Annotated in this window: 10 protein-coding genes; 7 read left to right on the top strand and 3 right to left on the bottom strand. The window is 63.3% G+C overall.

Annotated elements, in window-relative coordinates:
- Positions 1–43 precede the first annotated feature (43 nt).
- The 7 genes from G9U53_RS07065 to G9U53_RS07035 all read left to right on the top strand — a co-directional run bounded on the left by G9U53_RS07065 (position 44) and on the right by G9U53_RS07035 (position 9,949).
- Entirely contained in the window at positions 44–946 is a 903-nt protein-coding gene (locus G9U53_RS07065) for an FAD binding domain-containing protein (RefSeq protein WP_047271858.1), read from the top strand.
- Positions 947–948: 2 nt separating this feature from the next.
- Positions 949–1,593: a (2Fe-2S)-binding protein gene (locus G9U53_RS07060; RefSeq protein ID WP_003946048.1), complete on the top strand. Its 645-nt coding sequence runs from the start codon at positions 949–951 to the stop codon at positions 1,591–1,593.
- Complete coding sequence (cutA, locus tag G9U53_RS07055; RefSeq protein WP_058039341.1) at positions 1,590–4,112, top strand: aerobic carbon-monoxide dehydrogenase large subunit; 2,523 nt, start codon at positions 1,590–1,592, stop codon at positions 4,110–4,112. The genes G9U53_RS07060 and cutA overlap by 4 nt, the downstream gene beginning before the upstream one ends.
- Positions 4,109–4,780, top strand: coding sequence for a carbon monoxide dehydrogenase subunit G (locus G9U53_RS07050; protein WP_007735490.1), 672 nt, complete (start codon positions 4,109–4,111; stop codon positions 4,778–4,780). The genes cutA and G9U53_RS07050 overlap by 4 nt, the downstream gene beginning before the upstream one ends.
- A gap of 281 nt (positions 4,781–5,061) precedes the next feature.
- Positions 5,062–7,161, top strand: coding sequence for a hydantoinase/oxoprolinase family protein (locus tag G9U53_RS07045; protein WP_007735491.1), 2,100 nt, complete (start codon positions 5,062–5,064; stop codon positions 7,159–7,161).
- A complete protein-coding gene (locus tag G9U53_RS07040) occupies positions 7,161–9,101 on the top strand; it encodes a hydantoinase B/oxoprolinase family protein (protein WP_058039342.1) in 1,941 nt (646 codons plus the stop codon). The genes G9U53_RS07045 and G9U53_RS07040 overlap by 1 nt, the downstream gene beginning before the upstream one ends.
- Before the next feature lie 14 nt (positions 9,102–9,115).
- On the top strand, positions 9,116–9,949 hold the full coding sequence (locus G9U53_RS07035; protein WP_058039343.1) for an NmrA family NAD(P)-binding protein: 834 nt from the start codon (positions 9,116–9,118) through the stop codon (positions 9,947–9,949).
- Between the two features lie 6 nt (positions 9,950–9,955).
- On the opposite strand, the gene G9U53_RS07030 is transcribed toward G9U53_RS07035, so the two are convergent.
- From G9U53_RS07030 to G9U53_RS07020, 3 genes are read right to left on the bottom strand one after another with little or no spacing between them, the layout of a single operon-like run.
- A complete protein-coding gene (locus G9U53_RS07030; RefSeq protein ID WP_050656900.1) occupies positions 9,956–10,966 on the bottom strand; it encodes a YdcF family protein in 1,011 nt (336 codons plus the stop codon).
- Between the two features lie 22 nt (positions 10,967–10,988).
- Positions 10,989–11,798 carry an ABC transporter ATP-binding protein gene (locus G9U53_RS07025; RefSeq protein WP_058039344.1) on the bottom strand — a complete coding sequence of 270 codons (810 nt, stop codon included), beginning with the start codon at positions 11,796–11,798 and terminating at the stop codon, positions 10,989–10,991.
- A complete protein-coding gene (locus G9U53_RS07020) occupies positions 11,798–12,580 on the bottom strand; it encodes an ABC transporter permease (RefSeq protein ID WP_202426591.1) in 783 nt (260 codons plus the stop codon). Before G9U53_RS07020 ends, G9U53_RS07025 begins: the two co-directional genes overlap by 1 nt.
- Between the last annotated feature and the right edge of the window lie 2 nt (positions 12,581–12,582).

Raw genomic sequence — 12,582 nt, 5'->3', positions numbered from 1 at the left:
TCTGCACAAAACGTGAAGTGACTCATAGAGGCAGGATTGAGTAATGAAACCGTCGCCGCTGACTTATCACCGACCGTCCTCGGTCGAGGACGCGTGCCGAATCCTCTCCGAGGTCTCTCACGAGGGGAAGGTGCTCGCCGGTGGGCAATCGCTTGTGCCGCTGCTGTCCATGCGCCTCGCCGCGCCCGCCCACATCGTCGACATCGGATCGATCCCGAACCTCGCCTCGGTGACCTCGTCCGAAGACGAAGGAGTGCGGTTCCAGGCCCTGGCCACGCACTCGGTGCTGGCGGCCGACGAAGGTGCTCGTCGAGTCCAGCCTCTGCTGAACCGTGCTCTGCAGTTGGTAGCGCACCCCACGATCCGTAACCGCGGGACGAGCGTCGGCTCCATCGTCCATGCCGATCCGTCGGCGGAGATGCCGGCAGTCCTGACGCTGCTCGGGGGCAGCGTGACCGTCCAGTCGGTGCGTGGCACCCGCGAGATCGCGTCGACGGATCTCTTCGCCGGCCCTCTCGAGTCGAGCCTGGAATCAGACGAGATCGCGGTGTCGGTGTCGGTGCCCGCCGCCGAACCCGGCGTGGGAACCGCCATCGACGAGATCGCGCGTCGTCACGGTGACTATGCACTGGTCGGCGTCGTCGCCCGGATTCGCGTGGTCGACGGTCTGGTGGCCGAAGCGCACATGACGTACGTGTCCGCCGGAGAGCTGGGGCAGGTCGTGGACTACACGAACGTGCTGGCGGGGGCGTCCGCGACGGATCAGCGAGACCCGCGGTGGCGCACCCTCGGGGAATGCGCCCGCGCGCAGATAGATACCGAGGCAGACATTCACGGGACGGCGGCGTACCGCTCGCAGTTGGTGTCCGCGCTCACGGCGCGGGTCGGCTTCGCGGCGGCAACGGATGCTCTCAGTGAGAACGCAGTACTGGCAGGAAAGTGGTGACAATGTCCAAAAACGATCGCTCCATCGATGATCAACTTGCCGAGTTGGCAGCAGACACCGGTGAGCACCATGTAGCTGTCACGTTCACGCTCAACGAGGTGACGAACACCGTCGTTCTTCCCTCCCGCACTCTGGCTTCGGATGCCATTCGTCACCACCTCCGTAAGACGGGCACGCACGTGGGTTGTGAACACGGCGTGTGTGGTGCGTGCACCGTGCTGCTCGACGGAAAGCCTGTTCGATCCTGTCTCGTCCTCGCGGCCAGCCTCGAAGGTCGATCGATCACCACCGTCGAAGGCCTCGTCGAGCCGGACGGCACTTTGCATCCGGTTCAGCAGGCGTTCAAGGATTGTCACGGTCTGCAGTGCGGATTCTGCACTCCGGGATTCGTGACGACCATCGCGGCATTTCTCGAGGAGAACCCCAACCCCACGCGGGAGGAAGCTACCGACGCGATAGCGGGAAACCTCTGCCGTTGTACGGGGTACCAGAACATCAGGGCGTCGGTTTTGCGCGCAGCCGAGATCAAGCGTGAACGGGCCGGGCAGTTCCCGCTCGGAATCGACGACGCGTCCACTCGGGAGGCGTTGGATCGCAAGGTGCGGGGAACAACGAATCCTGTCGGAGGACGGGCGGGTAAGGCATGAGTACTCCGGTCAAACCAGCAAAGCGCAACGGGGCGAAGCACCCCGCTTCCGATCATTCGACGGCCGATCATTCGGTTGCCGACGACGGCAAGTTCTTCGGTAAACCGATTCCGCGCGAGGAAGATACGCGTCTGCTCAGCGGTCAGGGGCGATACCTCGACGATCTGGGCCACAACGCGCTGATCGCGGCATTCGTCAGGTCGCCGCACGCTCATGCGCGAATCATCGACATCGACATCGACCAGGCGCTGGAAGTGCCTGGTGTGCATGCCATCTACACCTACGAAGATCTCCTGGCCGACACGCCGGAAATGGCGGAGAACCTGCCACTGCTCATTCCGCATCCGGGAATCATCGCTCCGCGCAACGGGTATCCCCTCGCGAAGGACGAGGTGAAGCATGTCGGCGAAGCCATCGCCATGGTGGTCGCCGACAACCGGTACATCGCCGAGGACGCTTGCGCGAAGATCGACGTCACCTACGAGGCGCTGAAGCCTGTAGTGGGGATCGACGTCGCTCGCACCGCCGCGAACGCCGTCCACGCAGACGTTCCGGACAACGTCGCCGCTCACCTGCAGCACGGGTTCGGAGATCTGGATGACGAACTGGCCGCCGCGCCGCACCGACTGACGCTGGATCTCGAAATCGAGCGTTCGGCTTCCATGCCGATGGAGGGCAAGGGCGTCTACGCACGTTGGGACGGTGACGAGAACACCCTCACGTTCTGGACCTCCACCCAGACGTCCACGTCCGCCCGCGCCGCAATCGCCGCGCGATTGGGGATGGCGCTGAACAAGGTTCACTGCATCGCTCCTGACGTCGGCGGCGGATTCGGCGTCAAGATCGTTCACCCGTGGCCCGAAGAAGTCATGATCACGTGGGCCGCTCGACGCCTCGGCCAGGCCGGTATCTCCTGTGAGGTGAAGTGGGTCGAGGATCGCCGTGAGCACTTCATCTCGAGCGCACACGAGCGCGGGCAGATCCAGAAGGTCGACATCGGATTCGACGACGATGGTCGTCTGTTGGCGTTCGACTTCACGTTCTGGCACGACAACGGTGCTTACCTGCCGTACGGGATCATCGTCATGATCAACACCGCGACGCAGGTTCTCGGGCCGTACAAGCCGAAGTCGTTCCGGGTCAACGCCTATTCGCTGTACACCAACACCGTGATCGTGACCCCGTACCGCGGCGCCGGACGTCCGCAGGCCGTGTTCGCGATGGAGCGATCCATGGACGCCATCGCCAAGTACCTGAACAAGGACAAGATCGCGGTGCGGGAGGCGAACTTCATTCGCCCCGAGGACATGCCGTACGACTTCGGCCTGATGTTCCAGGACGGACGCCCGTTGATCTACGACACGGGCGACTACCAGGCGGGCATCGACAAGCTCAAGAAGCTCATCGACTGGGACGGATTTCCCGAGTACCAGAGGAAGGCTCGTGCCGAAGGTCGGTCGGTCGGCATCGGTATCGGCGCGTACGTCGAGGGAACCGGACCCGGACCCTACGAGGGTGCGCACGTCGTGGTCGAGACGTCCGGAAAGGTCAAGGCCGCAACAGGCCTGACGACGCAGGGTCAGGGCCACCAGACCGCGTTCGCCCAGATCGTTGCGGACGACCTCGGAGTCAAGGTCTCCGACGTCGAGATCGTCACGGGTGATACCCGCCGGTTCGGTTATGCCGTCGGCACTTTCGCCTCGCGTGGTGCGGTCATGTCAGGTTCGGCCTTCCACGTCGCAGCGCAGATGGTCGCGGAGAAGGCGAAGAAGATCGCGTCCGGAATCCTGGATCTGCCGGAAACCGAACTGGAACTCCGGGAAGGCCACGTGTGCAAGATCGGCACCGAAGCCGGAGTGGAGGGTACGTCCGTACCGCTGAGTGTTGTTGCCGTGCTGTCGAACCCGCTACGATATGCGTTCGACCGTGAGTCGAAGCTGGCCACCGGTTTCGCCAAGACCGACACGGACATGTCGAAGCCGCCGATTCCCGAGGGTGAGCAGCCCGGTCTGGAAGCAACCGGCTACTACTCGCCGCCCAGTTCCACCTTCGCTTCGGGAGTGCACGCGGCGATCGTCGAAACCGATCCCGTGACAGCCGAGATCACGGTCCGTCGTTACGTTGTCATCCACGACTGCGGAAACGTGATCAACCCCCGCATCGTCGAAGGTCAGGTCATGGGCGCCGTCGCGCAAGGTATCGGCGGCGCACTCTACGAGCGGATCGTCTACGACGAGCACGGGCAGATGCTCAACGCGTCGTACATGGACTTCTTGATGCCGTTCGTCACCGAGATGCCGGATTCGCTCGAGATGGATCACACCGTCACGCCGTCGGGACTCAACCCACTCGGAATGAAGGGTGCCGGTGAGGCGGGTGTGATCCCCACCAGCGCCGTCATCGCGGCTGCCATCGAGGACGCCGAAGGAATCTCGATCACGTCCATGCCCATTTCACCGTCCGAACTGTTCGAACTTCGACTCGCACACGCGGGTTCGTCATCAGAGGAGAATGCATGAGAATCGCCGGCACCGCGCAGCTGACGGCACCTCGCGAAGAGGTCTACGACAAGCTCCAGGACGGTCGTGTACTGGCCGCGACCATTCCCGGTGTGCAGTCGCTCGAGCAGCTCACGGACAATCACTACAAGCTCTCCATCATGGCGGGGGTCGCGTCGATCAAGGGCGTCTACGACGGCGAGGTTGTTCTGTCGCAACAGAATCGGCCAAATTCGTTTGTCATGACGGCTTCGGGGGCGGGTGCTCCCGGCACGGTGAAGGCGGACGTCACGGTCACCTTGACGGAGAACGAGGGTGGCACGCTGCTTTCGTATGACGCCGACGCCGTGGTCGGCGGGATGGTCGGCGGCGTCGGGCAGCGCATGATCACCGGTGTAGCCAAGAAGATGGCCGGGGTGTTCTTCAAGAGCATCGACGGCGTCATTGCCAACGGCATCCCCGAGAAGGTCACTGCCGCCGTGGCGGCGGCGGTACCGGCAGTGGCGGTCGAAGGCGCGCCGGTAGTTTCCGGAGCTGTCGCGGCACCGGCGGTTCTCCCGGCCGCTGCACCGACAGCGGGCGGCACAGATGCTCGCACGGTGATGGTCAGCGCCGTCGTCGGCGCAGCCATTGCTTTGTCAGGTGTTGCTATAGGCGGATTCCTGGCGCGTTCTGGTTGTCGCGAGTAGTTCACTCAGGTGTCAACAGCTGATTTGCGATGAGGGAAACGCCCCGAACCGACCAGGTTCGGGGCGTTTTTCACGTCCGCGTAACCCACTGGGGCGCCGGCGAAGATCCGCTCGTGATCGTGCGCCGAACCTTGGTCCCCCGATTCGGCGAATTGTGACAAAGAATCCGCTCTTCCGAACCTGTGGAATAGCTCTACACGTCAGGTACGAGCCACTTACCGGCTAGGCCGCAACCGTCGATCGGTACCAGACGAGACGAGCCAAAGATCTCAGGAGGAAGCGTGGAACCCAGGAAGATTCGGGTCGGTATCGATACCGGCGGAACGTTCACCGACATCGTGGCAGTGGACGACGAAACCGGCGCCATCGTCACCACCAAGACCCCGTCCACCCCGGCGGACCCCGCCGAGGGCTTTCTCGCCGGTATCGAGAAGGTACTCGCCAAGCTCGGTGAGAGTGGCGACTCCATCGGTGCGGTCAGCCACGGCACGACCGTAGCGACGAACAAGCTGCTCGAAGGCAAGGTCGAGAACCTCGGCTTCATCACCACCGAGGGCTACGAGCACGTTCTCGAGATCGCTCGTCAGTCGGTGCCGGACGGTTACGGCAACTCGTACTTCTGGGTCAAGCCCGAACGCATCGTCCCCGCCGATCGTGTACGCACCGTCGGTGGACGCCTTTCCTTCGACGGCAGCGAGATTCGTCCGCTCGACGAAGAGAGCGTTCGCAGCGCAGCGCAATTCTTCAAGGACCGCGGGATCCGGACCATCGGCGTCTGCCTCATGCACTCGTACGCCGATCCGACGCACGAGGAGCGCGTACGCGACATCCTCTTCGAAGTTTTCCCCGATGCGACGGTGAGCATCTCGAGCCAGGTGCTGCGTGAGTACCGCGAATACGAGCGGTCCATCACCACACTCGTGGACGCCGCGGTCAAGCCGAACATCCGCAACTACGTGAACAACATCGCGAATCGTCTGCGTGAGTTCTCGACCACCGACGGTGAACCCCGCGACATCCCGTTCTACGTCATGAAGTCCAACGGCGGTGTCCTGTCGGCCAAAGAGGTTGTTCACCAGCCTATTACGACAGTCCTGTCGGGACCGGCCGCCGGAGCCCTCGGTGCTGCGCTGATCGCCGACGCCGCCGGCGTCGAGCAGGTGTTGACCTGTGACGGCGGCGGAACGTCGACGGATGTCACCGTCGTGGTTCGCGGCGAGCCCGCGCTGACCACCGAAGGGCGAGTGGGCAACTACCCGTCGAAGATCCCGATGATCGACGTCGTGACCGTCGGCGCCGGTGGTGGGTCGATCGCGTGGATGACGCCGGAACACACCCTCCGAGTCGGCCCTCAGTCGGCCGGCGCCGATCCCGGACCGTTGTGCTACGGCAAGGGCGGCAGCGAACCGACCATCACCGACGCGCACGTCCTGCTCGGTCGCATCCCACCCCACCTGCTCGGTGGCGAGATTCCTCTCGACACGGAATTGGCACGCAAGGGCCTCGAAGAGCTTGCAACACAGCTCAGTCTGGGCTTCGAGGAGTGCGCGGTCGGCGTCCTCGAGGTCTCGGCGTGGAACCAGGCCAACGCCCTGCGTCAGATCACCGTCAAGCGTGGCCTCGACGTTCGCGACTTCACCCTCGTGACGTTCGGCGGCTCCGGCTCCTTGCTCGCCTGCCGTCTCGTCGACATCCTGGGTCTGAAAGACGTTCTCGTCCCGCTCAATCCGGGTAACGTCTCCGCGTTCGGTCTGCTGACGGTCGATGTCCGCAACGACTACGTCCAGACGCATGTCAGTCGTCACGACCGGTTGAAGGCTGAAGACCTGCAGAGCCAGTTCGACGCGCTGGCCGGCGAAGCCGAGATTGCGCTTGCCGAAGAGGGTTTCGACGAGACGCAGCGTAAGTACTCTCGTACTGCGGATCTGCGCTACCTTGGTCAGGCATTCGAGGTGCGCGTCCCGGTGGCGGAAGGTACCGTCACGACGCAGATCATGGACGACGCGGCCGAGGCGTTCCACCAGGCGCACCGCGAGCTGTACGGCTACGACTTCCGGGGAGACCCGTCGCAGCACGTGGAATGGGTCAACCTGCGCGTGAGTGGCATCGGCCCGATCAAGCGTCCGACGCTCAAGGAGATCCCGGCCGGCACCGGCGCCGACACCGCTCGAACCGGTTCGCGTCAATCGTATTTCGACAGCTGGGTCGAAACGGCCACCTACGATCGCACACTGCTCGGTGCGGGTGACGTCATCGAAGGACCGGCCGTGATCGAGGAGTTCAGCTCGACTGTCCCGATCCATCCCGGATTCTCGGCACGTATCGACACCTTCGGGAACATTCGTATCTCGAAGTCTTCCGACTCGAACGGAGTGAAGTGATGACCGCCATTCTCGATGCTGCTGCTGCCACCGCGGCCAAGCCGTACCGACTCACCGCTACCGACGGCACGTCACCTGATCCGATTCTGGTCGAGATCGTCGCCGGTTACCTCGCCAGCGTGGAAATGGAAGTCGAGACCTCCATTTCGCGCACCTCGCGTTCACCGATGATCCGTGACGCTCACGACTTCCGCGCGGGTATTCACGACCGGAACCTCCGCAAGCTCACGGGCCGTTCGTATTCCGCACTGGTTCATCCGATCGCCCGGGACTTCCCGCTCGAGACGATGAAGCCGGGAGACGTGTACTTCCACAACGACGTCTACCTGTCCGAAGGTGGCATCGGCCATCTCCCCGACCTCTGCGTCACGGTGCCTGTCTTCGCCCGCGTCACTCCCGATGCCGAGCCGAAGGTTGTTGCGTTCGTTCAGGCATTCGGTCACCACGACGACATCGGCGGTTGCTGCCCCGGCTCCATGCCGTCCGGCGCGACCACGGTGTACGAAGAGGGACTGATGGTTCCGCCGATCAAACTGTGGGACCAGGGAGTTCCCAACGAGGCGGCGCTGCGCATCATGACGCGTAACTCCCGCATGCCCGACGCTCTCGCAGCCGATCTCGACGCCGAGTGCTCGGCGTGCCTGATGGGTGCGCGTCGACTCACCGAATTGTTCGAGCGCTACGGCGTCGACACCGTCGAGTCGTGCTTCGACGCGATGATGGACGCGACCACCGAGACGTACCGCCGCGAGATCCTCAGCAAGATCCCGGTCGGTGAGTACACGTGGGAGGACTACGCCGAGCACGACGGCGTCGACGAGCCGATGCTCCACATCCAGCGCATCACGCTCACGAAGACGCGGCCGGAGGACGAGGGTGGCGAGCGACTCATCCTGGACTTCAACGGAACCGGACCGCAGGCAAAGGGCCCGATCAACCACTGTGGTGACTACGCGGACGGAAACTTCCTCATCAAGTGGTTGGCCCCGATTCTGCGTAACCTCGCGGACACCCCGGAGCGCATGGCCGAACTGGATGTCAACGAGGGCGTCGTACCGCTGATCGAGATGAAGTTCCCCGAGAAGGGAACACTGATCACCCCGATCTTCCCCGCTCCCACCAACGCTCGCACGTTTGTCATCCTCCGTCTGCTCGGAGTGCTGGCCGGCGTCGTGGCCAAGGCTGTGGACGGCAACATGCCCGCCGATCAGGAGACCATCAGGTACACCGGTGTTTACGGTGAGGACTTCGAGGGTCACTCGTATCTCATGCGTGAGGTGCTCGGCGGCGGTTCGGGCGGACGCTACTACGCCGACGGTGAGGACACGATTCACGTCGTTCCCGATTCACGGAACCTGCCGACCGAGTTCACCGAGAGCCGTTTCCCCTTCATCGTCGAGAAGCTCGGTCTGGCCATGGATTCGGGCGGAGCCGGACGTTACCGCGGCGGTCTGGGATACGAGAAGCACATCCGGATGCTCAAGGATGCTCACTTCATGTCCATTGCGGATCGTTCGATCCTCGCCTGCTGGGGAGTCAAGGGCGGCAAGGCCGGTCGGCCGTTCTCCGTGGTCCTGGATCCGGGTGGACCGAACGAGCGTGAGTTCGACGCGCTGACCGATGCCGAGCCGATCAAGGCCGGCGAGGTCGTACGGATTCGCACCACCGGTGGTGGCGGTTGGGGAGATCCACTGGAGCGCCCGATCGAGGAGGTCTTGCGAGACATTCAGTGGCGCAAGGTTTCCGTAGAGGGTGCACGCGACGACTACGGTGTTGTCGTGATCGAGGGTGACGAGCCGACCGTCGACGAGGCTGCTACCACGGAGTTGCGGGATCAGTTGCGCTCGGAGCGCGGTGAGAACGAGCCCTTCTTCGATCGGGGTCCGGGCTACGCGCAGCTTTCCGGTGGCGCCACCTCAGCGGTCTACGACTACGTCTAGGACGGAAAACTCTCATGGAGAACGGAATTGCTCGCGGCGCCGACATCGCGGTGATCGGCGCCGCGGGTAAGACCGGTGAGGCCGTCGTCGCCGCACTGCCGCCGAGCGTGACAGTTCGGCGACTGGTGCGAAAGGCGCGTGTCGACGGGGACTTCGAGGTAGAACTGGAAACCGGAAGCGGACTGCGCAAGGCGCTCGCCGGGTGCCGAGGCGTGTACTTCATTGCCCCGAACGTCCATCCCGACGAGCCCGCACTGCTTCGCAATGCGCTGACGGCAGCGGCTTCGGCGGGAGTGGAGCACTTTGTCTATCACTCCGTCGCGTGGCCGTTCAGCCCGTCCATGCCGCATCACCTGGACAAAGCCAGGTGTGAGGACGAGCTGCATCGTTCACCCTTGAAATGGACTGTGCTGCAACCGTGTGCGTACGCGCAGAATTTCGAGGCGGTACTCACGGGCCGATCTGACACCATCGTCCTGCCGTACAGCGCGGAAACGAAGTTCTCGTTCGTGAGTCTGGCGGACGTGGCGGCTGTTGCCGCGGTCGTACTGAGCGAGGGCTCGGGTGAACATCACGGAGCGACGTACGAGGTGGGCGGCCCGCAAGCTCTGAGCGTCATGGAGGTGGCACAGATGGTGGAAAAGCAGACGTCACGGACCGTCGCGATAGATCAGATCAGCGTGGATCAATGGCGCGAACAGATCGGCAGCAGCCTTGGCGTCAACGCCAGCTCGCGTCTGGCGGCGATGTTCGAGTTCTACAACCACCACGATTTTCTTGCCGGCAGCGCGGCCGTCGAACTGCTTCTGGGTCGCCGACCGATGGCCGTCGAGAACCTGATTCGCTGAATCCGGCTACGAAATGCCTCCTGCCGCCCAGACCACCAGTGGGGGCAGGGCGGCCAGGATCAGGCAGACCGTTCCGTTGAGCCACTTGTGCTCCACCGTGACGGCGGCGAACTCGCGCAGAATGGCGCTCGGCAGGTAGTACCGGGCGGTGTGGGAACCGATGACTTCCGCATCCAGATCGAGGCTTCGGGCAAACGTCGCAGTTCGGAGGATGTGGAAGTTGCTGGTGACCAGCACCATTCGAGGCTTCGTGGTGTTGGCACGGAGAAGGTCCCTGGTGTACTCGAGGTTCTCGAGCGTGGTGGTCGAGCGGTCCTCGAGAATCACGCTCTCGCGCGGTATCCCGTGATCGACGAGGTAGACGCACATTGCCTCCGCCTCGCTGACCACCTCGTCCGAACCCTTCCCACCGCTCACGACCAACAGTGGTGAACGTCCTTCGCGGACCTCGGCGCGAAAGACGTCGGCCGCCTTGTCCAGACGGCTGGCAAGCAGGGGTGTCACGTCGGCGCCCGAAAGCCCGGCGCCGTGCACCACTATCGCGTCCATCCCGGGCTGGTACTTCTGGCGTCCGTAGACGTAGGAGTAGAGCAGAAAGCTCGTGAACAGAAACCCCAGGTACGACGCGACCAGGCTGAACGAACCGAGAACGACTGCGAGCCAATATCTCTGCGTAAGCAGCGCTGATGCGAGCAACACGTAGGGAACGAGCAGGCCGAGTCCGGCGACGAGTGAGAGCAGATTCGCGACGCTGAATCCCTCGCGCCGCAGCATCGTGACTCCGTTGACGATCAGGAATCCTGCAAGCATGAGCACCAGCAACGGCGAGAGCAGAGCGATCGTCGCGATGACGAACGACGGGACCTCGGTTCCCGGCGCACCCGACTGCAACATCCACAGACCGGTGAAGATCAGTCCGAGAAGTAGGTAGACGCCGTTGCTCAGCCTCCGTCGATCCTGCCTGAACCGGTAGCCGCAGAATCCGAGCAGCGCGAGGCCGATGAGGAGAAGGATCACGGAGCCAGCCTAGGCGAGGCGCTTACGACACGGGCGCCACCACCTTCGACTGCTGGATCGCGGACAGGACCCTGGTACGGCACTCGATGAACAGTGGGTCTGCCTTGGTGGTCAGTTGATCTCGAGCTCCGGTCAACGGGACGTCGACGATGTCCTGCGTCAATGCCGGAGTTCCGCCGAGGACGACCACTCGATCGGACAGGTACACCGATTCGTCGACGTCGTGGGTGACGAGGAGGACGGTGATGCCAAGATCACGCTGAAGCGTCAGCAGCAGGTCTTCGAGTTCCGCGCGGGTCTGCGCATCGACCGACGCGAAGGGTTCGTCCATGAGGAGTACCTGCGGCCGATAGGCGAGAGCGCGAGCTATCGCCACTCTCTGCTGCATTCCGCCGGACAACTGCCAGGGGTAGGAACGCGCAGCACCGCCTAGACCGACAACGGCAAGTGCATCGCTAACCCTCTCGTTCTGAACCTTCCGCGCCAGACCGTTGCCCCGTAGCGGCAGGCGAACGTTCTCGCCCACTCGAAGCCACGGCATCAGTGTGCGTCCGTAGTCCTGTGACACGAGAGCCAGCGTGGCCGGCGGTGCATCGATCGCGATCCCGGCGATGCGGACCTCACCAGTGGTCGGCTTCTGCAGACCGGCGATGCAACGAATCAGCGTGCTCTTGCCGATGCCGGAATGGCCGACGATGCAGACGATTTCTCCGGGTGCAACGGACAGATCGATGCCGCGGAGCACTTCGCGGCCGGTGGGACCGCCGTAGGTCACCCCGAGGCCGCACAGTTCGACTGCGGGTTTCGATGCCGCAGATTCTGTGGATGACATCAGTTTCCTTTCACTGCGAGAGCGTCGTGGGTCCGCGGCTGCCATCTGAGCAACCATCGTTCGATCACGCCGTATCCGAGGTTGAGCACGTATCCGATGATTCCCAGCAGGAGAATTCCGGACCACATGTCGGCGATCGCGAAGGTCTGTTGCGCGACGATCACGAAGTGACCGATTCCTGCAGTGGAGACGTACATTTCGCTTCCGACCATGATGACGACACCGATCGCGAGACTGGTGCGGATACCGACTGTTATCTGCGGCATCGCTCCGGGGAGGAGTACCTGCGTCACGAGGAGGGGTGTACGGATCCGGTAGCTGCGCGCCACCAATCGGATACTCGGGTCGATGGAGCGAATGCCGTCGAGGGTGTTGAGGAGTATCGGCCAGACCGCGCCGAAGGCGATGGCGGCAACGTTACCCGTCGAACCGGTTCCGAAAACGATGAAAAGTGCGGGTAATACGGCCAGCGCCGGAATAGCGCGGAAGAACTGGAGAAACGGATCGGCAATGTCGGCAGCCAGCGGGAACAGCGCCAGCAGGAGACCGGCACCGACGCCGACCGCCAGTGCCACGGCGAGACCGAAGGCAAGGTTGGTCAAGCTCGGTACGACGTCGTGGGCGAATCCCGGACCGAACCAGTTGTCCACAAACGCTTTCCAGATACGTGACAGCGGCGGGAAGTAAGGCGACTTGCTCGACTCCGAACCGAAGTACCATACGACGACGATCAAGATCGGCAGCCACAACTCCCACGCGAGGAGTCGAAGTCCTGACATCATCT

Source organism: Rhodococcus sp. D-46 (assembly GCF_011290655.1).
Taxonomy (GTDB): domain Bacteria; phylum Actinomycetota; class Actinomycetes; order Mycobacteriales; family Mycobacteriaceae; genus Rhodococcus_F; species Rhodococcus_F qingshengii.
This window is presented reverse-complemented; position numbering and strand designations above follow the sequence as displayed.

Excerpts from the sequence above, each read along its gene's own strand:
- G9U53_RS07065 (WP_047271858.1), top strand. The coding sequence starts at position 44 with ATGAAACCGTCGCCGCTGACTTATCACCGACCGTCCTCGGTCGAGGAC.
- G9U53_RS07060 (WP_003946048.1), top strand. The coding sequence starts at position 949 with ATGTCCAAAAACGATCGCTCCATCGATGATCAACTTGCCGAGTTGGCA.
- cutA (WP_058039341.1), top strand. The coding sequence starts at position 1,590 with ATGAGTACTCCGGTCAAACCAGCAAAGCGCAACGGGGCGAAGCACCCC.
- G9U53_RS07050 (WP_007735490.1), top strand. The coding sequence starts at position 4,109 with ATGAGAATCGCCGGCACCGCGCAGCTGACGGCACCTCGCGAAGAGGTC.
- G9U53_RS07040 (WP_058039342.1), top strand. The coding sequence starts at position 7,161 with ATGACCGCCATTCTCGATGCTGCTGCTGCCACCGCGGCCAAGCCGTAC.
- G9U53_RS07035 (WP_058039343.1), top strand. The coding sequence starts at position 9,116 with ATGGAGAACGGAATTGCTCGCGGCGCCGACATCGCGGTGATCGGCGCC.
- G9U53_RS07025 (WP_058039344.1), bottom strand. The coding sequence starts at position 11,798 with ATGTCATCCACAGAATCTGCGGCATCGAAACCCGCAGTCGAACTGTGC.
- G9U53_RS07020 (WP_202426591.1), bottom strand. The coding sequence starts at position 12,580 with ATGATGTCAGGACTTCGACTCCTCGCGTGGGAGTTGTGGCTGCCGATC.